This is a genomic window from Amaricoccus sp. B4, from assembly GCF_043226085.1.
Lineage (GTDB): Bacteria > Pseudomonadota > Alphaproteobacteria > Rhodobacterales > Rhodobacteraceae > Amaricoccus.
Window position 1 is genome coordinate 3,321,282 of sequence record NZ_CP171225.1, and the last position, 24,799, is coordinate 3,346,080.

Annotated in this window: 22 protein-coding genes; 8 read left to right on the forward strand and 14 right to left on the reverse strand. The window is 68.5% G+C overall.

What is annotated here, in order from left to right; translation table 11 throughout:
- Nucleotides 1-13: 13 nt before the first annotated feature.
- Together ACF66B_RS16005 and queF are read right to left on the reverse strand one after the other, a co-directional pair.
- The gene (locus ACF66B_RS16005) at nucleotides 14-1,297 is read right to left on the reverse strand and encodes an ATP citrate lyase citrate-binding domain-containing protein (RefSeq protein ID WP_392663256.1); all 1,284 of its coding nucleotides are present in this window, start codon (nucleotides 1,295-1,297) and stop codon (nucleotides 14-16) included.
- Between the two features lie 534 nt (nucleotides 1,298-1,831).
- Nucleotides 1,832-2,299: a preQ(1) synthase gene (gene queF / locus ACF66B_RS16010; RefSeq protein WP_111430012.1), complete on the reverse strand. Its 468-nt coding sequence runs from the start codon at nucleotides 2,297-2,299 to the stop codon at nucleotides 1,832-1,834.
- A 135-nt stretch (nucleotides 2,300-2,434) separates the two neighbouring features.
- On the opposite strand from queF, the gene ACF66B_RS16015 reads away from it, so the two are divergent.
- The 4 genes from ACF66B_RS16015 to rnd all read left to right on the forward strand — a co-directional run bounded on the left by ACF66B_RS16015 (nucleotide 2,435) and on the right by rnd (nucleotide 5,768).
- Nucleotides 2,435-3,238, forward strand: coding sequence for a uracil-DNA glycosylase (locus tag ACF66B_RS16015; RefSeq protein ID WP_111430011.1), 804 nt, complete (start codon nucleotides 2,435-2,437; stop codon nucleotides 3,236-3,238).
- Nucleotides 3,235-3,867: a LysE family translocator gene (locus ACF66B_RS16020; protein ID WP_111430010.1), complete on the forward strand. Its 633-nt coding sequence runs from the start codon at nucleotides 3,235-3,237 to the stop codon at nucleotides 3,865-3,867. Before ACF66B_RS16015 ends, ACF66B_RS16020 begins: the two co-directional genes overlap by 4 nt.
- A 5-nt stretch (nucleotides 3,868-3,872) precedes the next feature.
- Nucleotides 3,873-4,412 (forward strand): molybdenum cofactor biosynthesis protein B, encoded by a 540-nt coding sequence (moaB, locus tag ACF66B_RS16025; protein ID WP_111430009.1) that lies wholly within the window; start codon nucleotides 3,873-3,875, stop codon nucleotides 4,410-4,412.
- Between the two features lie 192 nt (nucleotides 4,413-4,604).
- Entirely contained in the window at nucleotides 4,605-5,768 is a 1,164-nt protein-coding gene (gene rnd / locus ACF66B_RS16030; protein ID WP_111430008.1) for a ribonuclease D, read from the forward strand.
- Nucleotides 5,769-5,786: 18 nt separating this feature from the next.
- Here rnd and ACF66B_RS16035 read toward each other — a convergent pair whose 3' ends face one another.
- Nucleotides 5,787-6,908: an ornithine cyclodeaminase gene (locus ACF66B_RS16035; RefSeq protein WP_392663261.1), complete on the reverse strand. Its 1,122-nt coding sequence runs from the start codon at nucleotides 6,906-6,908 to the stop codon at nucleotides 5,787-5,789.
- A 5-nt stretch (nucleotides 6,909-6,913) separates the two neighbouring features.
- Nucleotides 6,914-7,846: an arginase gene (gene rocF, locus ACF66B_RS16040; RefSeq protein WP_392663263.1), complete on the reverse strand. Its 933-nt coding sequence runs from the start codon at nucleotides 7,844-7,846 to the stop codon at nucleotides 6,914-6,916.
- Between the two features lie 72 nt (nucleotides 7,847-7,918).
- Here rocF and ACF66B_RS16045 point away from each other — a divergent pair, with 72 nt between their 5' ends.
- A complete protein-coding gene (locus tag ACF66B_RS16045; protein ID WP_392663266.1) occupies nucleotides 7,919-8,410 on the forward strand; it encodes an Lrp/AsnC family transcriptional regulator in 492 nt (163 codons plus the stop codon).
- 21 nt (nucleotides 8,411-8,431) lie between these two features.
- Here ACF66B_RS16045 and ACF66B_RS16050 read toward each other — a convergent pair whose 3' ends face one another.
- The 4 genes from ACF66B_RS16050 to ACF66B_RS16065 form a co-directional block, all read right to left on the reverse strand.
- Nucleotides 8,432-9,127, reverse strand: a complete 696-nt coding sequence (locus ACF66B_RS16050; RefSeq protein WP_392663269.1) for an ABC transporter permease — start codon at nucleotides 9,125-9,127, stop codon at nucleotides 8,432-8,434.
- Nucleotide 9,128: 1 nt separating this feature from the next.
- Entirely contained in the window at nucleotides 9,129-9,809 is a 681-nt protein-coding gene (locus ACF66B_RS16055) for an ABC transporter permease subunit (protein ID WP_111429971.1), read from the reverse strand.
- A 55-nt stretch (nucleotides 9,810-9,864) separates the two neighbouring features.
- Nucleotides 9,865-10,635, reverse strand: a complete 771-nt coding sequence (locus ACF66B_RS16060; RefSeq protein WP_111429970.1) for a transporter substrate-binding domain-containing protein — start codon at nucleotides 10,633-10,635, stop codon at nucleotides 9,865-9,867.
- 62 nt (nucleotides 10,636-10,697) lie between these two features.
- Nucleotides 10,698-11,489 (reverse strand): ATP-binding cassette domain-containing protein, encoded by a 792-nt coding sequence (locus ACF66B_RS16065; protein WP_111429969.1) that lies wholly within the window; start codon nucleotides 11,487-11,489, stop codon nucleotides 10,698-10,700.
- Between the two features lie 501 nt (nucleotides 11,490-11,990).
- Between ACF66B_RS16065 and mprF the strand changes: the two genes are divergently transcribed.
- Complete coding sequence (mprF, locus tag ACF66B_RS16070) at nucleotides 11,991-14,522, forward strand: bifunctional lysylphosphatidylglycerol flippase/synthetase MprF (RefSeq protein WP_111429968.1); 2,532 nt, start codon at nucleotides 11,991-11,993, stop codon at nucleotides 14,520-14,522.
- 91 nt (nucleotides 14,523-14,613) lie between these two features.
- On the opposite strand, the gene gyrA is transcribed toward mprF, so the two are convergent.
- Together gyrA and ACF66B_RS16080 are read right to left on the reverse strand one after the other, a co-directional pair.
- Entirely contained in the window at nucleotides 14,614-17,376 is a 2,763-nt protein-coding gene (gene gyrA, locus ACF66B_RS16075) for a DNA gyrase subunit A (RefSeq protein ID WP_111429967.1), read from the reverse strand.
- A 157-nt stretch (nucleotides 17,377-17,533) separates the two neighbouring features.
- On the reverse strand, nucleotides 17,534-18,997 hold the full coding sequence (locus ACF66B_RS16080; protein WP_111429966.1) for a phospholipase D-like domain-containing protein: 1,464 nt from the start codon (nucleotides 18,995-18,997) through the stop codon (nucleotides 17,534-17,536).
- A gap of 154 nt (nucleotides 18,998-19,151) precedes the next feature.
- On the opposite strand from ACF66B_RS16080, the gene ACF66B_RS16085 reads away from it, so the two are divergent.
- A complete protein-coding gene (locus ACF66B_RS16085; protein ID WP_392663274.1) occupies nucleotides 19,152-20,453 on the forward strand; it encodes an SGNH/GDSL hydrolase family protein in 1,302 nt (433 codons plus the stop codon).
- Between the two features lie 97 nt (nucleotides 20,454-20,550).
- Here the strand turns inward: ACF66B_RS16085 and rplT are convergent, their stop codons facing one another.
- Both rplT and rpmI read right to left on the reverse strand, forming a co-directional pair.
- Entirely contained in the window at nucleotides 20,551-20,910 is a 360-nt protein-coding gene (gene rplT / locus ACF66B_RS16090; protein WP_111429965.1) for a 50S ribosomal protein L20, read from the reverse strand.
- 17 nt (nucleotides 20,911-20,927) lie between these two features.
- Nucleotides 20,928-21,128 carry a 50S ribosomal protein L35 gene (rpmI, locus tag ACF66B_RS16095; RefSeq protein WP_111430004.1) on the reverse strand — a complete coding sequence of 67 codons (201 nt, stop codon included), beginning with the start codon at nucleotides 21,126-21,128 and terminating at the stop codon, nucleotides 20,928-20,930.
- A 212-nt stretch (nucleotides 21,129-21,340) separates the two neighbouring features.
- On the opposite strand from rpmI, the gene ACF66B_RS16100 reads away from it, so the two are divergent.
- Nucleotides 21,341-22,783, forward strand: a complete 1,443-nt coding sequence (locus ACF66B_RS16100) for an alkaline phosphatase D family protein (protein ID WP_111429964.1) — start codon at nucleotides 21,341-21,343, stop codon at nucleotides 22,781-22,783.
- Between the two features lie 397 nt (nucleotides 22,784-23,180).
- Here ACF66B_RS16100 and ACF66B_RS16105 read toward each other — a convergent pair whose 3' ends face one another.
- Together ACF66B_RS16105 and ACF66B_RS16110 are read right to left on the reverse strand one after the other, a co-directional pair.
- Complete coding sequence (locus tag ACF66B_RS16105; RefSeq protein WP_111429963.1) at nucleotides 23,181-23,678, reverse strand: isoprenylcysteine carboxylmethyltransferase family protein; 498 nt, start codon at nucleotides 23,676-23,678, stop codon at nucleotides 23,181-23,183.
- Nucleotides 23,675-24,730 carry a type III polyketide synthase gene (locus tag ACF66B_RS16110; RefSeq protein WP_111429962.1) on the reverse strand — a complete coding sequence of 352 codons (1,056 nt, stop codon included), beginning with the start codon at nucleotides 24,728-24,730 and terminating at the stop codon, nucleotides 23,675-23,677. Before ACF66B_RS16110 ends, ACF66B_RS16105 begins: the two co-directional genes overlap by 4 nt.
- Nucleotides 24,731-24,799 lie beyond the last annotated feature (69 nt).

Below are 24,799 nucleotides of genomic sequence, written 5' to 3' on the forward strand. Positions count from 1 at the left end.
CCTCCCGTTGTTCTTATTCTGCCGCGATCTTCAGTCCGAGCGTCGCGGCGATCTGCTCTCGCCCGCCCGCGCGCATCCATTCGTCCACACGCCTCGCATGGGTCACGACCTCGGAAATCGCGCTGTCGAAGCCGAAGAAGCGGTAGGGCACGCCGAGGCTGTCGAGCGTTTCCGCCAGATTTCCCATGCCGCGCACGAGGTTCGGCCCGCCGCGACCGACGACCACATAGAGCGGGGTCGGCCCGTGGGTGGCGAAATGCTCGCGAAGCGCATCGCCCATGCCGCGGAAGGTCTCGTGGATGTCGGTGTTGTTCGACTTGCCGCCGATGATGAACAGCACGTTGGTCTGCTTCAGGAAATGCCGGTAGCAGATCGAGGCCACCGCCTTCATCTTCTCGTAGGGCGGGTTGCCGCCGAAATCGGACGAGATGATCGCCGCGTCGCCCAGCACCTCGGTCACGAGGCTGTTCGCACCGCCGCCGAAGGTCGGGGCGAGGATCGTGCCGTTTTCATTGATGACGAAGACATCCGACTGGCCCTGATGGGTGCGAAGCTGGTTCACTTCCTGCTCGAAAGCCGAGATGTCGGCCGCGAAAAGCTGGTCCGGCAGGCCGAGGCGCTCGACGCGCGGGTCGTCGCGGTCAAACCCGCACTTGAAATCGCAGGCGACCGGGGTCAGGCGGCCGCCCTTGCCCGGCTGCATCCGGATCGGGTTCAGCTCGAGCGTGGTCATTCCGTAGTGATGCACGAGCTCCCAGAGCTTCGGCAGGTGCTGCACCAGCGGCGAGATGATCTCCTTCGGCGCGCCGATGTCGGTGAGCGCATTGGCCACCACGAAGGCCTTGAGCCCGGTCAGCGCCTCGAAGGGGATCGTCGCCACGTCGGATTTCGGCAGATCCTCGATGTCCATGCCGCCGCGATGGGTCAGCGTCATTGTGGGCGCGCGATACCGGGTGTCATCGGTGATGGAGAAATAGACCTCGTGCTCGGCGGGAATGCCGGCCTCGAAGGTCACGCCGTTCGCCTTGGCCGTGGCATTGCCGTGGCGGTGCTCGGCGAAATAGAGCCGCTCCTTCTCGGCCAGCGCCTCGTTCAGCGTCCGCGCCGTGCCGACGAGCCCGGCCTTGCCCTTCTTGCCAACCCCGCCCCGGAACACCGGCTTGATGAAGATCAGCCGATGCCGGTCGATCAGGGCCTGGATCTGGTCCTCTGACGCATCGGGCCCCAGAACCTCCGAGCGCGGGAACCCGACATGGTCGAGCAGCTTTCCGCCATAGAGCATTCCGTTCAGTTGCATCTTCATCTCCCCATTTGGACCGGTTCAGCCGGACATCACCCGGGCACAACACACCAGCTTGCTGTCATGAGGCTGTCGGATGGCCGCCTTTCCGGCGAAATGGCCCGATTTATCGCGCGCCGCTGCCCGATTTGCTGCGAGATTTCCCGTACAGGCCGGAAACGGCGCCAGCCGGCCGGAGGGATAACCGACCCTCGATCGCGCTGAAGGACGCCATCACCCCGCCGCTCGCCATGGCCGCCCATGCCACCCGCCCGGCGCGCCTCGTCGAGGCCGGCCCTGCCGCGGGAAACCGGGAGAAACCGGCATCATCGTCTCATGTTCGTCTCCGCACCCACGATCCTGATGCAGGACGGCTGGCTGCCTATCGGGCTGACCATAGCGTCGACGAAGATGGGCATGTTTTTCTTGGCAGCTGCCCTGAAAGGCCACTTCTTCGGGCGCCTCGAGCGGTGGCCGTGCGCGCACTTGTTCGGCGGATCGCTCTGCTCCGTCTAGCCCGGCGCGCCATGCGCCCGGACGGAAGGCCCCGCCTCAGCCCCGGCCGCGGTAGGGGGGGACGCCTTGGTCCGGGAGCCAGACGCCCTCGGGCACCGGGCCGGTCTGGAAGAACACGTCGATCGGGATGCCGCCGCGCGGATACCAGTAGCCCCCGATCCGGAGCCAGGCCGGGTCGAGCAGCGCTATCAGTCGCCTGGCGATCGCGACCGTGCAGTCCTCGTGAAAGGCGCCATGGTTGCGGAACGAGCCGAGAAAGAGCTTCAGCGACTTGCTCTCCACCAGCCAGGCGCCGGGCACGTAGTCGATGACGAGATGCGCGAAATCCGGCTGGCCGGTGATCGGGCAGAGCGAGGTGAACTCCGGCGCGGTGAAGCGCACGCAATAGGCCACGTCCGCCTGCGGATTCGGCACCCGCTCCAGCACCGCCGCCTCCGGGCTCTCGGGAAGCCCCGTCGTCTGCCCGAGCTGCGTCAGCCCCGCCGTCTCCACCCCGTCACTCATGGCCGCCTCTTTCCGCCGCGAATCGCCTGTCCGACTCATACAGGCTCGTGCCGCGGATCACAGGCCCCTCGCGCCCTCTGGCATCTCGCCCCGGCCCCGCCTATCCTCGGCACCGAACCGCAGCGGAGCCTCGCCTTGAGCCTCGAATCCGACACCTTTGACGCCGACCTGGCCGCGCTGGCCTGGCTCCTCGAGCTCGGGGCCGACGAGGCGATCGGCGAGGCACCGGTGAACCGCTTCGAGGCCGTCGAGACGCCGCCACCCCCGCGCCCCGCGGCCGCGGCCCGCCGCGCCGACCCCGCTGCCAGCGAAGCCCCGCCGCTGCCCGGCGCGGCGGAGCGCCCCGATACCGCCGCGCTCGTTGCATCCTGCCCCGATCTTGCCAGCCTTCGCGCGACGCTCGAGGCCTTCGAGGAGTGCGGGCTCAAGAAGGGTGCGAAATCGACCGTCTTCGCTGATGGCAATCCGGCGGCGCGGGTGATGATCGTGGGCGAGGCGCCCGGCCGTGACGAGGACCGCCTCGGCCTTCCCTTCGTCGGCCGATCGGGCCAGCTCCTCGACCGCATGCTCGCCGCCATCGGCCTCTCGCGCCAGGCCAAGGAGCCGGAGCGCGCGGCCTACATCACCAATGTCCTGCCCTGGCGGCCGCCGCAGAACCGTGACCCCTCGGGGGACGAGATCGCCATGCTGCTGCCCTTCCTCCACCGCCACATCGCGCTGGCAAAGCCGCAGGTGCTCATCCTCATGGGCAATGCCGCCGCCAAGACCCTGCTCGAGACCACCACCGGCATCACCCGGCTCCGCGGCACCTGGACCGAGTGCCGCGGCATCCCGGCCATGCCGATGTTCCACCCCGCCGCCCTCCTGCGCGATCCCGAGAAGAAGCGCGCCGCCTGGGCCGATCTGCTGCATGTCCAGGAAAGGCTGCTCCGCCCATGATCTTCGGCATGGACCCGCTCGTGCTGCTCGCCTTCGTGCCCGCAAGCCTCGCGCTCAACTTCACCCCCGGCCCCGACATGCTCTTCTGCGTCGGCCAGGGGCTCCGGGGCGGACCGCGCGCGGCTGCCGCGGCGAGCCTCGGCATCTGCACCGGGGCGATGGTCCATGTGACGCTCGCGGGGCTCGGCCTCGGCGCGCTCGTAGCCCTCCATCCCGGCCTCTTCGGCCTCATCCGCTGGATCGGCGTCGCCTACCTGCTCCGCATCGCCTGGACCACCCTCAACGCTCCGCCGGGCCAGCACCATGTCGCCGCCGCGGTTTCCTCGCGCACCGCCTTCCGCCAGGCGATCCTCGTCAACCTCACCAACCCGAAGGTCATTCTCTTCGTGCTCGCGTTCATTCCCCAGTTTGTCGACCCCGGAGCGGGATCCGTCCTCGGTCAGTTCCTCGTCTTCGGCCTCGTGCTCTCCACCGGCGGCTTCATCGTCACGGCGGGGGCGGGCATGCTGGCGGGCGGGGCAGGGCGGACGCTGATGGGCTCGGCCAGGTTCGAGCGCTGGGTGAACCGGGTCTCGGCCACGATCTTCGGCGTGCTCGCCCTGCGCCTCGCCTGCATGCGGCAGGGGTAAGCGCCATGTCCGACCGTTCCGAACGCCACTTCGTGCCGGTGCGCATCGCCGTGCTCACGGTCTCCGACACCCGCACCTTCGCCGACGATCGCTCGGGCGACCTGCTCTGCGACCGGATCGCGAAGGCCGGCCACCTGCTCGCCGACCGCGCCATCCTCCGCGACGAGAAGGCGCAGATCGTCGCCAAGCTGCGCGACTGGATCCGCGATCCGGGGATCGACGCCGTGATCTCCACCGGCGGCACCGGGCTCACGGGCCGCGACGTCACCGTCGAGGCCCACGAGGCGGTCTACGAGAAGGCGATCCCGGCCTTCGGCACGCTCTTCACCATGGTCTCCTTCGGCAAGATCGGCACCTCGGCGATCCAGAGCCGGGCCTGCGCCGGGGTTGCGGGCGGCACCTATCTCTTCGCGCTGCCGGGCTCGCCCGGCGCCTGCAAGGACGGCTGGGACGAGATCCTCGCCCCCCAGCTCGACTACCGCCACCCGCCCTGCAACTTCGTCGAGATCATGCCCCGGCTGGAGGAGCACCGGCGCCGCAAGTAAGATCCCCGCTCATCGCCCAAGTCCCCGTTTGCCTTGGGCCGCGACATGTGTCAGAAGAACGTCCCAAGAGTGGTATCCGCTTGTAACCTCCCGGTTTTCGCAGCCGGTCCGGCCAAGGCGGAGACCTCTTGCGGCGCAGGCAGCTTGGGAATTTTCGAGCCCGGTGCCCGATGATCCCTGCTGGAGCGCCCCTTGGACCTGATATCCGATACCGAGACCCTTGCCGAATTCTGCCGCAGCTGCGCCGGATCCCCCTATGTCACCGTGGATACGGAGTTTCTCCGCGAGCGGACCTACTATGCCCAGCTCTGCCTCGTGCAGCTCGCCCGGCCGGGCAAGGGCCCCGAAACCGCGGTGCTGATCGATGCGCTGGCCGAGGGCCTCTCGCTCGAGCCGCTCTACGAGCTCTTCCGCGACGAGAGCATCGTCAAGGTCTTCCACGCCGCGCGCCAGGATCTCGAGATCTTCCAGGTGAACGCGGGCGTGCTGCCGAAACCCTTCTTCGACACCCAGGTCGCGGCGATGGTCTGCGGCTACGGCGATCAGGTTGGATATGAAACCCTTGTCCGCCGCATTGCCAATGCCAGCATCGACAAGTCCTCGCGCTTTACCGACTGGAGCCACCGCCCGCTCAGCGACGCGCAGAAGACCTATGCCATCGCCGATGTGACCCACCTGCGTCAGATCTACGAATCACTCGCCGCGCGCCTGAAGAAGAGCGGCCGCGCCGCCTGGGTCGAGGAAGAGCTCGCCGTCCTCATGGACCCCGAGACCTACCGCACCGACCCCGACGAGGCCTGGATGCGGGTGAAGACCCGCTCCGCGGCGCCGAAGTTCCTCGCCGCTCTCAAGGAGCTCGCCCGCTTCCGCGAGACCGCGGCCCAGAGCCGCAACGTGCCGCGCAACAGGATCTTCAAGGACGACGCGCTGCTCGAGCTCGCCGCCAACCGCCCGGCGAGCCTTGACGAGCTCGGCAAGTCGCGGCTGCTGCTGCGCGAGGCCCGCAAGGGTGACATCGCCGATGGCATCCTCGCCGCGATTGCCGCAGCCAAGGCCCTGCCGAAAAGCGAGATCCCGGCTCCGCGCGAGGCGCCGGCGCGCAAGCCCGGCAGCGAGGCACTGTCCGAGCTGCTTCGCGTGCTGCTCAAGGCCCGCGCCGATGCCGAGGGCGTCGCCCAGCGTCTGGTCGCCTCCTCCGCCGATCTCGACCGGCTCGCCTCCGAGGACGATCCCGACGTCCCCGCGCTCGAGGGCTGGCGGATGGAGGTCTTCGGCAAGGATGCGCTGCGCCTCAAGCGCGGCGAGATCGCCCTCTCCGCCCAGGGGGGGGAGATCCGGGTCGTCCCGCTCGGCTGACCGCGCCGAAATCCTGTGTCAGGGGGCGTCTCGCCCTGAAACGGCGCTGGCCGGGCCTGCCGCTCCGGCGCGCCGGAGCATCCCGAAGAGATCGCGCGGATCGTCCGGGTCCGCGAGCATGTCGAGGGGCAGATGCGCCGCACCCGCCCGCACCCGGTCGAGCACGTAGCGCAGCGCCGAGAAATCCTCGATCGCGAAGCCCACGCTGTCGAAAAGGGTGATCTGGCGGGCATCGCATCGCCCCTCCGCCCGGCCGGCGAGGACCTCCCAGAGCTCCGTCACGGGATGATCCGGCGCCAGCTGCTGGATCTCGCCCTCCACCCTGGTCTGCGGCGGATATTCGACGAAGATTGCCGCGCGGCGCAGGATGTCCGGATGCAGCTCGGTCTTGCCCGGACAGTCGCCGCCGATCGCGTTGATATGGATGCCAGCGCCGACCATGTTGTCGGTCAGGATCGTCGCATACTGCTTGTCCGCGGTGCAGGTCGTCAGGACCTGCGCGCCTTCCACCGCCGCCTCGGCGCTGCGGCAGCAGACCACCTCGAACCCCTGCGCCCGCAGGTTCCGCGCTGCCTTTGCCGTCGCCGCCGGGTCGATGTCGAAGAGCCGCACCGTGCCGATGCCGCAGAGCGCGCGGAAAGCCAGCGCCTGAAACTCGCACTGCGCGCCATTCCCGATCAGCGCCATCACCTCCGCCCCCTCGGGCGCAAGCAGCCGCCCGGCGAGCGCCGAGGTCGCCGCGGTGCGCAGCGCGGTCAGCAGCGTCATTTCGCTCAGAAGCAGCGGATAGCCGGTCGCGACCGCGGCGAGCATCCCGAAGGCCGTCACCGTCTGATGCCCGGTGCGGGTGTTCCCCGGATGCCCGTTCACATACTTGAAGCCGTAGGTCTCGGCATCCGCCGTCGGCATGAGCTCGATCACCCCCTCGCGCGAATGGCTGGCGATGCGCGGCGTCTTGTCGAACTCCGGCCAGCGCCGGAAATCGGCCTCGATATAGGCGGCGAGATCGCGCAGCACCGTCTCGATCCCTGCGGCGTTCACCAGCCGCATCATGTCCCCGACCGAAACGAAGGGCACCATGGCGAGCGCCGAGGGGGCCAGCGCCTCGGCCGATGCAGGGGAAAGGGTCATGTCGTTCATGGCAGTCAGCTCCCTGTGTGCCGCAGCGCCTCGGGGCAGGGCGGCAGGATGTCGGCGGCGAGCGCGATGAGCAGCGCCGCGGTTCGCCGGGCCGCTGCGAGGCGCGGGTTGAGTTCGACGAGATCGAGCGAGGTCACACGGCCGCTTTCGCCGAGCAGCGCGGCGATGCGGCCCGCCTCTTCCAGCGTTGCGCCACCCGGAACCGCCGTCCCGACCGCGGGCGCGAGCCTTGGGTCGAGGAAATCCGCATCGAGGCTCACATGCAGATCGCCGTCCTCGGCGGCGACCCGGTCGAGAAAGCGTTCGAGCGGCGCCGTGACCCCGGCCCGCCGGAGCGCCCCCATGCGAAGCGCCGCGATTCCCGAGCCGGCGAGCCGCGCCGCCTCATCCGCGTCGATCGAGCGCAGCCCCATCATGCAGACCCGCCTGGGCGCGACCGCATCGCGCAGCGGCGGAAAGCCGGTAAAACCGGCCGCTCCGGTGAAATAGGCCACCGGCGTGCCGTGCAGATTGCCGCTTGTCGAGCTGTCCAGCGTGTGAAAATCGGGATGCGCATCGAGCCAGAGCACGAAGAGCGGCCGCCCGCCCGCGCGCGCGCGCCGCGCCATCGCCGGCACCGTGGCGGCGGAAAGCGCGTGATCGCCCCCCAGAAACACCGGCAGCGCGCCATCCCGCCCAGCCGTCTGTGCAGCCCTCCCGATGCCGCGGATCCAGGCCGTGGTCTCGGAGAAATACCGCAGCGCCGGGTTTGCCGGATGGCTGAGCGGCCCCGGTTCGGGCCGCGCATCGCCCAGATCCGTGACCTGCCAGCCCCGCGCCCGCAGCGCGTCCGCCAGCCCTGCCTGCCGCAGCGCCGCCGGGCCCAGCTCGCACCCGCGCACCCCGGCGCCCGACCCAACGGGGGCGCCCAAAAGCCGGCAATGGTTCACACGTGTCACAGGCGCTCTCTCCGGGAAAACTCTTCCATCAGGGAATGTGACAGCTGCCGCTGTTCACAAGGAAGCGGCAGATTGGACAAATTTCGCGACAGATCCTACAATATGACGATCCAGACCCGTCATCATGAGCAATCCGCGATGCCAGAGCTCTCCGAGACCGACCGCCGCATCCTCGCCGCGCTCACCGAGGATGCCCGCCTGCCGGTGACGGCGCTGGCCGAGCGGCTGAAGCTCAGCCGCACCACCGTCTCCACCCGGCTCGAACGCCTGATCGCCGAGGGCACGATCCGCAAGTTCACCATCCTCACCCGCACCGCCGAGGAGGCCGCTGTGCGCGCGGTGATGATGGTCGAGCTTCAGGGCAGCCTGTCGCGCCAGGTGATTCGCGCGCTCCGCGCCATCCCCGAGGTGGCCTCGCTCCACTCCACCAACGGCGCCTGGGATCTGGTGGCGGAGATCCGTGCCGCGGACCTGCGCGATTTCGACCGGGTGCTGCGGGTGATCCGCGATATCCCGGGCGTGCTCAACAGCGAGACGAGCCTGCTGCTCGACTCCCTCCTCTGAGCGGGGGGGGGGGGGGGCGCCTCAGCGCGCCTCGAGGATGTAGCGGTTGTAATGGGCCTCGAGCATCCGGAAGATCCAGCTGATGACGAGTGTGAGGAGGTAATAGATCACGCCCGCGATCGCGAAGACCTGGATCGGCTGGTAGGTCGAGGAGGCCGCCAGCCGGGCCACGCCCATGAGCTCGAGGAGCGTGATCGTCGAGGCCAGCGAGGTGCCCTTCATCAGGATGATGACCTCGTTCGAATAGGCCGGCAGGCAGATCGAGAAGGCGCGCGGCAGGATCACCAGCCGGTAGCACTGCCACACCGTCATGCCGCAGGCCCGCGCCGCCTCGATCTCGCCCCTGGGGACCGCGAGGATGCCGCCCCGCACGATCTCGCCCGAATAGGCCGCGGTGTTGAGCACGAAGGTGATGAGCGCGCAGACATACGCCTCGCGCAGGAACGGCCAGAGGATCGAGTCGCGCACGACATCGAACTGCCCGAGCCCGAAATAGATCAGGAAGATCTGCACCAGCAGCGGCGTGCCGCGGAAGAACAGCGAATAGGCCCCGGCGATCCCCGCCACCAGCCGGTTCTCCGAGAGCCGCCCGAGCGCGACCGGGATCGCCAGCAGGAAACCGATGAGCGCCGAGAGCGTCACCAGCTGCACGGTGAGCCAGGTGCCGGAGAGGAAAGCCATCCCGTAGCGGGCGAGGATGCCGGTGAAGACCTCCATCTCAGCGCATCTCCGTCATGCCGCGGCTCGCGCGCCGCTCCAGCGCGGCGATGATCCACATCGAGACGACCGTGATGACGAGAAACATCAGCGAGGCCACGAGATAGAAGGTGAAGGGCTCCCGTGTCGACTGCGCCGCCTGGCTCGACTTCCGCATCAGGTCGTCGAGCCCGACGATGGAGACCAGCGCGGTATCCTTCACCGATCCCTGCCAGAGATTGCCGAGCCCGGGGATCGCGACCCGCCAGATCTGCGGCAGCTGGATGTGGCGGAAACACTGCCAGGCGTTGAAGCCGTAGGCGCGCCCGGCCTCGATCTGCCCCTTCGGCACCGAGAGAAACGCGGCGCGGAAGGTCTCCGAGGCATAGGCGCCGAAAACGAGCGTCAGCGCGGTCAGGCCGGCGGCAAACGGTCCCATCTCGAGGCCTGCGCCGGGCAGGAGCGCGCCGAGAAGCTGCGTGCCGCCGAAATAGATCACCAGCAGCACCAGGAATTCCGGAATGCCGCGCAGGAAATTGGTGATCGCGAAGACGGGCGCCCGCAGCCAGCCATGCCGCGAGAGCTTCGCGAGCGCGAGCAGCATCCCGAGCGCGAGGCCGAGCACCGCGGTCGAGACCGCAAGCAGCAGCGTGGTCCGGAGACCCTGCAACAGCAGCGGCAGATACTCGATCACCGAATCCATGCCCGTCCCTTCGCGTCTCGCCCCGGCGGGCCGCCCCGGCCCGCCGGTGGCCGGCTCACTTCGGAGAGATGTCCGAACTCATGTATTTCTTGTTGATCTCGGCATACTGGCCCGAGGCGATGATCGCGGCGAGCGCCTCGTCGAACTTCTGCTTCAGCTCCGTCTCGCCCTGGCGCAGCCCGATCCCCGCACCCTCGCCGAGCAGCGGATCGAAGACCGGCGTGCCGACCTGGGCGAAGGTTTCGCCGTCGGGAGAGGCGAGAAATTCGTCGACCACCACCGAATCGGCGAAGACGAGATCGATCCGGTTGCTCACCAGATCGAGCGTCGCCGCATCGAACGTGTCGTAATACTGCACCCGCGCGTCCGGCAGCTTCTGCTCGACATAGTCGGCCATGGTCGAGCCGCGCTGCACGCCGATGTACTTCTTCTTGAGCCCCTCTTCGGTCAGCTCCAGATCGCTGTCCTTCGGCCCGATGAAGAGGCCGGGGGTCACGTAATAGGGGCCGGCGAAATCGATCGCCTTCAGGCGGTCTGCGGTGATGAACATCGAGGCGATGATGGCGTCGATCTTCCCGGCATTGAGCGCCGGGATCAGCCCGTCATAGCTCTGGTTGGAAATCTCGCAGGTAACCTGCATCTCCGCGCAGAGCGCCTTCGTGATGTCGATGTCGAAGCCCGTCAGCTCCCCCGAAGGCAGCACCCAGGCAAAGGGCTTGTAGGAGGCCTCGGTCCCGATCACCAGCGTCTCCTGCGCGAGCGCGGGCAGGGCGGCGGTGAGCGTGAGGGCGGAGGCGGCGAGAAATGTCTTCAGGGCCTGATACATGGGCGGCTATCGTCCTTGGATTGGCCCGCGCGGCACAGCTCCGGCGCCCCGCGGGAACGCGACTACTTGAGGCTGCCGGACAGGAACTGCCGGAACCGTTCGGAATTGGGGTTGGCAAGAAGCGCGCGCGGCTCGCCCTCGTCCTCGACCAGCCCCTGATGCAGGAACATGACCCGGTTCGCCGCCTCGCGCGCGAACCCGATCTCGTGGGTGACGACGAGCATCGTGCGCCCCTCCTCGGCGAGGCCCCGCATCACGCGCAGCACCTCGTTGACCAGTTCGGGATCGAGCGCGGAGGTCGGCTCGTCGAAGAGCATGACCTCGGGGTCCATCGCCAGCGCCCGCGCGATCGCCACGCGCTGCTGCTGCCCGCCCGAAAGCTGGCTCGGGTAATGCCCGCGCTTCTCCGCGACCCCGACCTTGGCGAGCATCGCCTCGGCCTTCTCCACCGCCTCGGCCTTGCTGCGGCCGAGCACATGGATCTGGCCCGCGGTGACGTTCTCGAGCACGGTCATGTGCTGCCAGAGATTGAACTGCTGGAAGACCATGGCAAGCTTTGCCCGGATGCGGTCCACCTGCTTCATGCTGGCAGGCGCCGGCCGGCCGCGCCGGGTGGTCATCTCGATGAGCTCGCCCTTCACCCTGACCTCGCCGCCCGACGGCATCTCGAGGAGGTTGATGCAGCGCAGGAAGGTCGATTTCCCCGAACCGGAGGAGCCGAGGATGGCAACAACGTCGCGGTCGCGGGCGGTGAGCGAGATGCCCTTGAGAACCTCGTGCTCGCCGAAGCTCTTGCGAAGGTCCCGCACCTCGAGCGCAGCCTGACCGTTCCGTGTATTATCCGCCGCTGACACGCACCCTCTACCCGGATTGTCCCTAGGTCCCCCGCGGCCGCAACCGGACCCGCCCGCGCCAGGCGGACGGAAGGCTCGGACGTCCGCACCGCGGCAATAGAGCGCAATTGCAGCATTCCGTCCAGCCCCTTGCACCGCGGCGGATCAGGCCACGGCGGAGGGCGATCAAATTTTCAGCCATGGGTAGAAACTGCGCGCCGATTGCGCAGGCCGGTGGCGCGGCCCCGCCCGGCCACCGCCCGGCGGCCGTGGCCTCTTGCGCCTGCGGTGCAGATCGGCCACAGGCAGCGCAGTTGTCGCGGTTCTTCCGACGGATGAGGAGCCCGGCCCTTGGGAAGCGAAGCCAATCCTGAGAGAATGGGGCCACGACAAATTCAGCCGGAAGGCGCCTGCACGGGCCCCGCATGACGGGCCGGAGACTTTGAGGATCGCACCCTGACCGACCGGATCGACCCCACGCCCGAACGCCGGCACCTGCTGCCGCGCCTCCTGCGCACCGAAGTGGTCTGGCCCATCGCCGCCGCGGCCATCATGGCGCTCGCCGCCTTCGTGATCCACCGGATCTCCGGCGAGGTGAACCTCGCCCAGATCCGCGCCGCCGTGCTCGCGACCCCGGATTCCCACATCGCGCTCGCCCTCGGCCTCACCCTCGCAAGCTACTGCGGCATGGCGCTCTACGACATCCTCGCCGTGCGCTGCGTCGCGCCGGGAAAGGTGCCTGCACGGGTCGCCGCCTTCGCCGGCATGACCGGCTATGCGCTCTCGAACACGCTCGGCTTCCACCTCTTCGTCGGCGGGCCGGTGCGCTACCGGATCTATGCATCCGCCGGGCTCGATGCGGCCGATGTCGGCCGCGTCGTCGGCATTTCCTTCGCCTCCGTCTGGCTCGGGATCGGCGCGCTCTTCGGGGTTGCGCTCATCTTCGACCCGCATGGCCTGCCGCTCCTGCGCGATCTGTCGCCGCTCCTCGACCGGATGCTCGGTGTCGCGGTGCTCCTCTCGCTCGTCGGGCTCATCGCCTGGCTCTGGCGCTCGCGGCAGCGCGTATCCGCCTTCCGCTGGAGCATGCCGTTGCCCTCCGGGCCCGGCGCGCTTTTCCTCATGTTCGTGGGCATGCTCGATATTTCCGCCGCGGCGGGCGTGCTCTATGTCCTGCTGCCGGCCGATCTCACGCCCGGCTTCGCGGTCTTCGTCGCGATCTTCATCGTCGCGGTCACCGCCGGCTCGGCAAGCCATGTGCCCGGCGGGCTCGGCGTGCTCGAGGCCACGATCCTCATCGGCCTCGGCGCCGGCGACCGCCCCGATGCCTTCGCCGCGCTGCTGCTCTTCCGGGTGATCTACTACTTCCTGCCGCTCGTGCTCGCCGGCATCGCGCTGGCGCTCTTCGAGGGCCGGCGGCTGCAACAACCCGTGATGCGCGCCTCCCGCTCGGCCCTGCGCACCGTGCGGCCCTTCATGGCCCGGGCGCTCGCCGGGCTCGTCTTCCTCTCCGGCGTCATCCTGCTGCTCTCGGGCAACACGCCCGCCGAAGGCACCCGGATGGAGGAGCTCCGCAACTTCTTCCCGCTGCCCTTCGCCGAAACCTCGCACCTGCTCGCAAGCCTCGTCGGCCTGCTGCTCCTCATCATTGCCCACGGGCTCGCCAACCGCATGGCGCTCGCCCGCGTCGCCGCGATCGTGCTCCTGCTCTCGAGCGCCACCTTCTCGCTGCTCAAGGGGCTCGACTGGGAGGAGGCCATGGCACTCTGCCTCGTCGCCGGGCTGCTCTACACCTCGCGCGACGCCTTCTACCGCAAGGGCGACTGGAGCAGCTTCCGGCCGGGCTCCGGCTGGCTTGCCGTCGTCGCGATGACGCTGATCTGCATCACGCTCATCGGCTTCTTCGCCTTCCGCAACGTCGAATACCGCAACGAGCTCTGGTGGGTCTTCACCTGGCATGGCGACGCGCCGCGCTTCCTGCGGGCAACGCTCGCGCTGGCCGTCGTCTTCTTCGCCCTCGGGATCGACGCGCTGGTCAACCGCCCGATGCAATCGCGCGTCGGCCAGGTCGATGTCCCCGACGCGGTGCGCAAGATCCTCACGACCTGCCCGGCGACCCACCCCAACATCGCGCTCCTCGGCGACAAGCGCTTCATGATCTCCGAGGACGAGACCGCGTTCCTCATGTATGCCGTCGCGGGCCGGAGCTGGATAACCATGGGCGATCCGGTGGGTGATACCGTCGCGGGCTCCGATCTCGTCTGGCGCTTTGCCGAGATGGCCGACCGCGCGGGCGCGCGCGCCGTCTTCTACGCCGTCACGCCGGACTGTCTGCCGCTCTATCTCGATCTCGGGCTCGCCATCCTCAAGACCGGCGAGGTCGCCCGCGTCGATCTCCGCACCTTCACCATGAAGGGCAAGGAGCGCCAGGATTCCCGCTCCGCCCTCAGCCGCGCCACGCGCGAGGGGCTCGAGTTCGCCATCCTGCCGAAAGCGGAGGTGCCCGCCCACATGGACGAGCTCCGCGAGATCTCGGATGCCTGGCTCGCGCTCAAGTCCGGCGAGGAAAAGGGCTTCTCGCTCGGCCGGTTCGACCCCGTCTACCTTGCCGAGTTCGATTTCGCCGTGCTCCGGCGCGAGGGCCAGATCGTCGCCTTCGCCAATCTCTGGCGCGGCGCGGAGAAGAACGAGATCTCCGTCGACCTGATGCGCTACCGCCCGGACGTCTCCAAGGTGCTGATGGACGCGCTCTTCGCCCATCTCATCCTCTACGGCCAGTCCGAGGGATACACCTGGTTCAACCTCGGCGCCGCCCCGCTCTCTGGCCTCGCCGACCATCCCCTCGCCTCGACCTGGAACCGGATGGGCACCTTCATCTACCGCCGCGGCGACGAATTCTTCAATTTCGAGGGCTTGCGCGCCTTCAAGCAGAAGTTCGGCCCGGTCTGGACCCCGGTCTATCTCGCCGCCCCCGGCGGGCTGGAGCTGCCCCGCGCGCTCGTCGATGTCGCCGGCCTCATCTCCGGCAATCCGGTGGGCTTCCTCAAGCGCTAGAGCGGAAAAAAGGCCCGAACCGGGGCGGTTCGAGCCTTCTGCTCTCGGCCATCGACGCCGCGATGACACCCGGACGGCGGGGGCAGGGGGCTTACGCCTCCGCGCCGCCGCCCTCGTCTTCGGCCTCATCCGTCTCCTCGTCGCCGGCCTCGGCGATCAGCGCGACCGAAACCACGCGCTCGCCGTTCGAGGTGTGGAAGACCCGCACCCCGCCCGCGCTGCGCGAGCGGAACGAGATGTCGCCGACCGGACAGCGGATCGACTGGCCCGCATTGGTCGCGAGCATGATCTGGTCGTCGCTCTCGACCGGGAAGAGGGTCACGAGCGGCCCCCCGCGCATGGCCTTGTCCATCGCCATCACGCCCTGGCCGCCGCGGCCGCGCACCGGATAGTCGTGGCTCGAGGAGAGCTTGCCCGACCCCTTCTCGGTGATCGTCAGCAAGAGGTCCTCGGCCTCCGACATCTCGACATAGCGCTCCTGGCCGAGGGTCACGGCCTCGACCGCATCCTCGTCCTCGCCGGCATCCTCCTCCTCGAGCGCGCCCGCAACCGCGCGGCGCATCTTGAGATAGGCCGCGCGCTCCTCGGGGCTCGCTTCGAAATGCCGGATGATCGCCATCGAGACCACCTCGTCGCCCGCGCCGAGCCGGATGCCGCGCACGCCGGTGGATTCGCGGCCCTTGAAGATGCGGATGTCATGGACCGGGAAACGGATCGCCTTGCCTGCCCGCGTCGTCAGCATCACGTCATAGTCTTCCGAGCAGATGCGCGCGTTGATGAGCCGGGTGCCCTCGGGCAGCTTCATCGCGATCTTGCCGTTGGCCTTGACGTTGGTGAAATCGTCGAGCGCGTTGCGGCGCACGTCGCCCTGGGAGGTCGCGAACATGATCTGCAGGCTCGCCCAGTCCTCCTCGGGCTGGTCCACCGGCATGATCGCCGCGATCGAGACGCCATGGGCGATGGGCAGGATGTTGACGATCGCCTTGCCGCGCCCGTTCCGCCCCGCCTGCGGCAGCCGCCAGCACTTGAGCTTGTAGGCCATGCCGTCGGTGGTGAAGAACAGGAGCTGCGTGTGGGTGTTGGCGACGAAGAGCGTGGTGACGAAATCCTCGTCCTTCGTGTTCATCCCCGCCGTGCCCTTGCCGCCCCGGCGCTGGGCGCGGTATTCGGCGAGCGGCGTGCGCTTGATGTAGCCCGCACGGGTGACGGTCACCACCATGTCCTCGCGCTCGATCAGATCCTCGTCGTCGAGATCGGTGTCCCATTCGACGATCTCGGAGCGCCGCGGCACGGCGAAGAGCTCCTTCACCTCCTTGAGCTCGTTCGAGATGATCTCCATGATCCGCACGCGCGAGCGCAGGATATCGAGATAGTCGGTGATCTTCACCGCCAGATCCTGCAGCTCGTCGGTCACTTCCTTGACCCCGAGCGCCGTCAGCCGCTGGAGCCTGAGCTCGAGGATCGCGCGCGCCTGGGTCTCGGAAAGGTAATAGGTGCCGTCCTCCTGCACCTTGTGGCTCGGATCGTCGATGAGCGCGATGTAGGGCGCGATGTCGGAGGCCGGCCAGGCCCGCGTCATCAGCCGCTCGCGCGCTTCCGCCGGATCGGCCGAGGCGCGGATCGTCGCCACCACCTCGTCCACATTGGTGACCGCGACCGCGAGCCCGCAGAGGATATGCGCCCGTTCCCGCGCCTTGCGCAGCTCGAAGGCCGTCCGCCGCGCCACCACTTCCTCGCGGAAGCTCACGAAGGCGGTGAGGAACTTGCGGAGGTCGAGCTGCTCCGGCCGCCCGCCGTTCAGCGCCAGCATGTTGCAGCCGAAGGAGGTCTGCAGCGGCGTGAAGCGGAAGAGCTGGTTCAGCACCACGTCGGGCGTCGCGTCGCGCTTCAGCTCCACCACCACGCGCACGCCGAACCGGTCGCTCTCGTCCTGCACATGGGCAATGCCCTCGATGCGCTTCTCGCGGGCGAGATCGGCGATCCGCTCGATCATCGTCGCCTTGTTCACCTGGTAGGGGATCTCGTCCACGACGATGGCGAAGCGGTCCTTGCGGATCTCCTCGATCCGGGTCTTGGCCCGGATGATCACCGAGCCGCGCCCCTCGTGATAGGCCTTCCGCGCCCCCGAGCGCCCGAGGATGATGGCGCCCGTCGGGAAATCCGGGGCAGGGATATAGTCCATCAGCTCGGTCACGCCCAGATCCGGGTTCTCGATCAGCGCCAGCGTCGCGTCGATCACCTCGCCGAGGTTGTGCGGCGGGATGTTCGTCGCCATGCCGACCGCGATGCCGCCCGCGCCGTTGACCAGCATGTTCGGGAAGCGCGCCGGCAGCACGGCGGGCTCGAGATCCTTGCCGTCGTAGTTCGGCTGGAAATCCACCGTCTCCTTGTCGATGTCGGCCAGCAGATAGGCCGCCGGCTTGTCCATGCGCACCTCGGTGTAACGCATGGCGGCCGGCGCATCGCCGTCCATCGAGCCGAAGTTGCCCTGTCCGTCCAGCAGCGGCAGCGACATCGAGAAATCCTGCGCCATGCGCACCAGCGCGTCATAGATCGCGCTGTCGCCATGGGGGTGATACTTGCCCATCACGTCGCCGACGGGCCGCGCCGACTTGCGGTAGGGTTTCTCGTGGGTGTTGCCGGTCTCGTGCATCGCATAGAGGATGCGCCGATGCACCGGCTTCAGACCGTCGCGCAGGTCGGGGATCGCACGGCTCACGATCACGCTCATCGCGTAATCGAGATAGGCCGTCTTCATTTCCGTCTCGATGGCGATGGCAGGGCCGGAATAGGCGGGGCGCTCGGGAGCGCCGCCCTCTTCCTCGTCCGGTCCGTTCTCGGGGGTATCTGTCAAGGTTTCGCCCTTAGGGAGTTTGCGCTCACTGTATCTGGTATATTGGCTTGCCGGACCAAGTGCAACGAAACAGCTGGATTTTTGGTCATATTTCGCAATTTGAGCGTGTTTTTCGCGCGCTTTTCCGCGGCTTTCGCGGCAGCGCGGGCCGGGCGCCTCAGAGCTTGCGCCGGAAGCTCCGGAAGAGGCTCGTCACCGCCTCGCGGAAGGTGACCGGGCGGATCGGATCGGCGGCATCCGATTCCGCCAGCATCTCCTCGTCGAGGCTGTGCTCCTCCACCTCCATGCGCACGAGCCGCCTCTGCGCATCCGGGTTGAGCGCCTCGATCGCGCCGATGATCGAGCCGCCCGAGGCCGCGACCGCCTTGGCCACCGCGTCCGGCGTGGCGTCCACCTGCTCGGCCAGGAGGTCGTTGCGGATCGCGGTGATCGTCTCGCGCATCTCCTCGGTGGTCGCCTCGATCAGGATGTCGCACTCGGTGTCATAGCCCATCGAGCGGTTGTTGAGATTGGCCGAGCCGACCTTGAGGATGCTGTCGTCCGCGATCATCACCTTGGCATGGACATAGATCGGCGTGTCATCGGCATTGACCGGATAGAAGATCCGGAAGCGCCCGTACCGGTCCTCGCCGCGCAGGAACTCGATCAGCCGCGCCCGCGCCGTGTCCATCGCCTTCGACTCGAGCCAGCCGTCGGAATCCCGTGGGCAGATCACCACGATCTCGGGTCCGTCCGGCGCACGCAGCCGCTCGGCCATGATCTCGGCGATCTTGCGCGAGGCGAGATACTGGTTCTCGATGTAGAGCGTGCGCTCGGCGCTGCGCAGGATCGCCTCCGTCGCCTTCTCGATCTCGCTGATCTGCGGCGTCTCCTTGTATTCCGGCATCGTGCGGGCAATGCCGATCTCCACGTTGCGGAAATGCGGCGCAAGCTCGTCCGGCCAGAGCCCCTCGCTCGGCGGGACATCCGGGATGTCCTTGCCGGTCGCGTTCTTCCAGCGCAGGCGGGCGAGATCGCCGAGCGCGCGGGCCGCCGGGCCCGAGACGCAGGTCGTGGTATCGTGCCAGGGTTTCTGGATCTCGCCGTCCGGGGCGCGGCGCCCCTCGCGCTCCGGCGCATGGGCCCGCGTGTCCCAGCGGCCCTCCGTCATGTCGATGCCGCCGCAGAAGGCCAGCGCGTCATCCACCACGATGAGCTTCATGTGATGGGCCGAGACCGGCGGATGCGCCCCGTCGAGCCTCAGGTCCAAGCGCCGCCGGAAGCGCCAGTAGAGCAGGAAGGCGGGCGTCTCGCCGCGGCCCAGCGAATGCAGGAGCCCGATATCCCATTTCAGCACCCTGAGATCGAGTTCGGGCCGCGATTTCGCCAGCCAGTTCAGGAATGCTCCGATCCGGTTCGGCCCCTCGAGCGTCCGCCCCTCGGGCTCGAGTTCGATGCGCGCATCGAAATCCCAGCCGATGAGAAACACCGAATGCCGAGCGGCCAGCATCGCCTGCTTCGCCAGCCGGAAGAAATCCTCCGCATCGACGATGAAGGCCAGCCGTTCGGCCTCCGCCACGCGCCACACCGTCTCGCCGGGTACGAGGAAGGACGGGGCGGGGAGGTCATCAAGACAAGGCATGGTCACCGGAAATTGCGGGCAGTCTGCCCTGCACATAGTGCGCGCGTCCGGCCCGGCGAGCAATGCCCTCGTCGCCATTCCCGCCGTTTGCCTTGCCTCGACGGAATTGGTTGCGGATAACGGGCGCATAAAAAAATTCAGGGAGAAAAAGAATATGCGTGGAACGATTGCCGGGGCCCGTCCCCGCCGCTGCCGCATGGCCGTCACGGCCGGGGCGCTCGCCCTCGGCCTGCAAACGCTCCTGCCGGCGCCGGCCGCACGCGCCGAGGGCGGCACCTGGGTCGGCACCTGGTCGGCCAGCCCGCAGCCGATCTGGGGCGAGGACTTCTTCGCCGCCGCCCCGATCCCCCGCTCGGTCCGCGATCAGACCATCCGCCAGGTCGCGCGCATCTCGCAGGGCGGCGATGCCGTCCGGGTGAAGTTCTCCAACCGCTACGGCGCGATGCCCCTGGTGATCGGCCGGGCCCATGTCGCCCGCGCGGGCGAGGACGGCGCCATCGACGCCGCCACCGACATGGCCCTGACCTTCTCGGGCGAGGAAAGCTTCACCATCCCGCCCGGCGCGCTGGCCTGGAGCGATCCGGTCGCGCTCGCCGTCGAGGATCTCTCCGAGATCGCCGTCACCACCTACTTCCCCGAGGTGACGCCGCTCACCACCTGGCACAACGACGGCCGCCAGACCGCCTATATCTCGGTCAACGGCGATTTCACCGGCGAGGAGAGCTTCGAGGCGGCGCAGACCTTCGACTCCCGCTTCTTCCTCAGCGGCATCCAGGTCCAGACCGGCGACGCGCCCGGCTCCATCGTCTTCCTCGCCGACTCGATCACCGACGGCGACGGCTCGACCCCGAACGGGAACAACCGCTGGCCCGACGTGCTGGCCGAGCGCCTCGTCGAGGCCGGATCCAGCCTCACCGTGCTCAACGAGGGCATTTCGGGCGCGCGCGTGCTCACCGACCAGCTGGGCGTCAACGCGCTCGCCCGCTTCAACGACGACGTGCTGGCCCATCCGCATGTGGAGGCGATGGTGCTGATGATGGGGATCAACGACATCGGCTGGCCGGATTCGCCGCTCACCGCTCCGACCGAACCCGCGCCGAGCGCCGAGGACATCATCGCGGGCTACCGCCAGCTGATCGAACGGGCGCACATGCAGGGCATCCGAATCTTCGGCGCGACCCTCACCCCCTTCGCCGACACCTTCGCCGGCGGCCCGCTCGAGGGCTTCTACAACGAGGACAAGGAGGCCAAGCGCCTCGCGGTCAACGACTGGATCCGCAACGGCGGCGCCTTCGACGGCGTGATCGATTTCGACGCGGTGGTGCGCGATCCGGAAAACCCGGCGCATATCCGCGCCGAATACGATTCGGGCGACCACCTGCATCCGAACGACGCGGGCTACGAGGCGATGGCCAATTCCGTCGATCTCGCCATCTTCGGCGTCGCCGCCGACTGAGGGCGCCGGCCCTGCCGCGTCCCCACCGGGGCGCGGAAACGAAAATGCCCGGACCGCGCGGTCCGGGCATCCTGAAATCCGGTCTGGCGGAAGGGGCTCAGAGAGCCGCCCTGGCCTGATCGACGATCGCGTTGAACGCGGCCGGCTCGTGGACGGCGAGATCGGCGAGCACCTTGCGGTCGACCTCGATCCCGGCCTTGTCGAGGCCGTTGATGAAACGCGAATAGGTCATGCCGGCATCGTGCTCGCGCACGGCGGCGTTGATGCGCTGGATCCAGAGCGCGCGGAAGTTCCGCTTGCGCACCTTGCGGTCGCGCGTCGCATACTGCAGCGCCTTGTCGACGGCCTGCTTCGCGGTGCGGAAGTTGGTGGAGCGGGCGCCATAGTAGCCGGCAGCCTGCTTGACGATCTTGCGGTGACGGGCGTGAGTCTTCACGCCACCCTTAACTCGGGACATCTCTCAAGGCCTCCTGGTCAGCGGGCGTAGGGCATGTAGGATTTCACGATCTTCGCATCCGGATCGGAGAGCGTGCTGGTGCCGCGCGCCTGACGGATGAACTTCGTGGACCGCTTGATCATGCCATGGCGCTTGCCGGCCTGTGCGGCCAGCACGCGGCCCGTGGCCGTCACCTTGAAGCGCTTCTTGGCGCTCGACTTCGTCTTCATCTTGGGCATTTCCATCTCCTCTCGCGGATTGGTCACGCAGCGCAACTCGGCAGCCCTTTCAGCCGGCGCGCCCGGGAAGACGGGCCTATAGCCCCGGATCGCGGGATTTGCAAGAGCCCGCCCATCCGTCCGATCGGGGATTGCCCGCAGCCGCTCCGCGCCACATGTGTTGGGGCGCGCGCGGGTGGGTGTGCGCGTGGGGCACTACGGAAGGAGCGGCGATGCAGGAAGGGCAGACGGACGGGGGCGGGCGCATCGGCCCGATCCTCTATCTCAGGGGCTGCGACAGGGAAAGGCTCCGCCTCGCGGCGCTCGTCGTCACCCCGGAGGGCGAGGGCACGCCGCCCGCGCTCGAGACCGACGCAGGCCCCGTCTCCCCCGAACGCATCTGGCAGTGCGGCGGCCGCGACGTGCTCCGCTACAGCTTCGATCTGCCCGCGACGGCGGGCGCCGCCTACCGCTTCGACGGCGAGAGCTTCGAGGTGGCGGCCGATCTCTCCGGCGATCTCCACATCGGCTTCGTCTCCTGCAACGGCCAGGAGCACGGCGATCTCTCCCGGCCGGGCGACGAGCGCAACCTCATGTGGCGCCGCCTCGCCGAGCGCCACCGCGACCGCCCGCTCAACCTCCTGCTCCACGGCGGCGACCAGCTCTATGCCGACGAGGTGACCGAGGCCCACCCGCTCGCCACGGGCTGGCCGAAAGCCGTGCCGCAGAACCTGCGCGAGGACACGACGGCCGAGCTCTCCGCCGCCCTCTCGGAAGCCTTCTTCGAGCGCTACACCGAACAGCTCGCCCAGCCGGGCTTCGCCTGGCTCGCCGCGCGCGTGCCCTCCCTCGCCATGTGGGACGATCACGACATCTGCGACGGCTGGGGCTCGCTCAAGGAGCGCAAGCTCGACTCGCCGCTCGGCCGCGCGCTCTTCGCCGCCGCCCGCGACCACTTCCTGATCTTCCAGTTCGCCGCCGCGCCCGGCGAGGTGCCCGAGATCTGCTCCGACCGCTCCGGCCAGTCGCTCGGCTGGCGGGTGGAGATCCCCGGCGCCACCCTGCTCGCCCCGGACCTGCGCTCCGAACGCCGGCCCGAGCGGGTGATGGGCGAGGCCGGCTGGCGCGCCTTCCGCGCCGATCTGGCCTCGGTCCGCGAGGGCCGCGTGCTCCTCGTCTCGAGCGTCCCCGCCCTCGGGCCGCGGCTCTCGATCGTCGAGCGGCTGATGAAGCTCACCCCCTGGATGGAGAAATACGAGGACGACCTGCGCGATCAGTGGCAGAGCCGCTGGCACCGCGAGGAATGGCGCGACTTCCTCCGCGCGCTCGTCGCCGTGCACGAGCGCCCGGGCTGCCGCGTGAGCCTGCTCTCGGGCGAGATCCACCTCGCGACCCGCGGCACGATGAAGACCGCGGAGGGCGATATCCACCAGCTCGTCGCCTCCGGCATCTCCCACCCCGCCCCGCCGGGCGCCTATGCCACGGTGCTGGGCGTACTCGCCCGCTTCGGCGAGGCGCCGCTCCCCAGACACCCGATCCGCCTCCACCCGCTGCCGGGGCAGGGCGGCGTCTACGCCGCCGAACGCAACTTCCTCCGCCTCGAACGCAACGCCGACACCTGGACCGCCGTCTGGGAGCTGGAGGACTCCGGCCCCACAGCCCCCATGCCGCTCTGACCGGACGGCTCAGGCTGCGCCCGACGCCTCAAGCACCCGCCTCACCGCGGGGAGCTTGAGCGACTTCTCGAGAACGTTGGGGCGTTCGACAGGATGACATATGGTCCGGTTTGATCGGGCATGGTCACGCGCGTCCTGCGTCCGGGGTGACGACTTCGCAGAAGGGTTGTCTGCCTGAACCCAAGGCATCTCTCTGGGGGCCGGTGCGATGACCGCTTGTTGCCGAAGCGCCTGAAGAGCGCCCCGTTCAGAGCGCGCATCAGCCTCGCAGTCTACCCGACCCGAAGCCTCCACCCCCTCCATTCATGAGTTGTTAATAACTTTATCCAACGAAATCAAAGAAAAAATCCGATTTTCACGGTGAAACGCCCGTTTTCAAGGGGCGGCACCCCCAAGCTCAGGCGGGCCGAAGCGGGGCAAGGGCCCGGTTCTCGGCGCGGAGGCGGATCGAAAGCACAAGGGCATTCAGAAGGCTGAACACGAGCGCCACCGGCCAGAGGTCGAGCACCATCGGCGCCACCGCGATCTCGCAAACGACCAGCAGGTAGTTCGGATGGCGGACCCAGCGATAGGGGCCCCGCGCCACCAGCGGCGTATCCGTCACGATGATCCGCGTCGTCCAGCGCGGTCCGAGCGAGGCGAGGATCCAGACCCGGAACACCTGCAGCAGCGCAAAGGCCGCGAGCCAGGGCAGGGCAACCTGCGCGTCATGCCCCAAGACCACCATCGCCAGCAGCCAGGCCGCGTGGAGTGCGACGATCAGCGGATAATGCCCCGGCGCCACCTCCCGCGCCCCCGCCGCCAGCAGCCGCCCGGTGTTGCGCCGTGCCAGCGCCAGCTCCGAGAGCCGCTGAAGGATCAGGAAGCCGAGGAAAAGCCCCGCGCCCGCCGTCATGCCGCCGCCACCGTCAATGGCAGGAATGCCCCGCTGAAACCGGGTCCGAGCGCCATGGTCATCATCCGCCCCGTCGCACCCGAGGCCAGCACGGATTCGAGCACGAAGAGCACCGTGGGCGCCGACATGTTGCCCGACCCGCGCAGCACCTCGCGTTCGGCCGCGAGCACGCCCTGGTCGAGATGAAGCGCACGCTCGATCGCGGTGATGACCTTGGCGCCGCCCGGATGGCAGACGAAGCGGTCGATCGCGCCCCGCTCCATGCGGCAGGCGATGAGCGCATCGGCCACCGCTTCGCTCATGTGCTCGTTGACGAAATCCGGGATCGCCCGGTCGAAGACCACTCCGAGCCCGGTGTCGTCCACATTCCAGCCCATGATGTCGAGCGTGTCGGGCCAGGTGACCTGGGTGCCGGGATCGAGCGTGATCTCCCGCCCGGCGCAAGGCCGCCCCGAGAGGCAGACCGCCGCCGCGCCGTCGCCGAAGAGCACGGTCGCGATGATGTCGGCCTTCTGCAACCGGTCGCTGCGGAAGGAGAGCGTGCAGGCCTCGACCACCACCAGCAGCACCCGAGCCTCCGGCTCCGCCGCCGACAGCGCCTGCGCGATCGAAAGCCCGGAGACCCCGCCCGCACAGCCGAGCCCGAAGAGCGGCACGCGCCGGATGTCGCGGCGAAATCCCATCGCGGCCATGGCGCGCGCCTCGAGCGTCGGGGTCGCCACACCGGTCGAGGAGACGGTCACGACGCAATCGACCTCGCCCGCCTCCCACCCGGCGCGATCCAGCGCGGCACGGGCGGCATCGATGAAAAGCGCCGTTGCGCCCTCGATATAGGCCTCGTTGCGGTCGGCCCAGCCATGATCCTCCGAGAACCACTCGAGCGGCACCACGGAATAGCGCCGGTCGACCCCGGCGCTTGCGAAGGTCGAGAGCAGCCGCTGGAACTGCGGATACTGCGGCCCGAGGATTTCCTCGGCCCGTACCCTGACGATATCCTGCGGAAGTTCGTACGGCGGAAGCGCGGTCCCGAGACCGTGGAGGCGAACAGTCATGAAGATACTCCATCTGCTCTGTCACGCCGTTCGGGATCGAGAGCGCGGAGCACGCAGGTTAACGCCGCC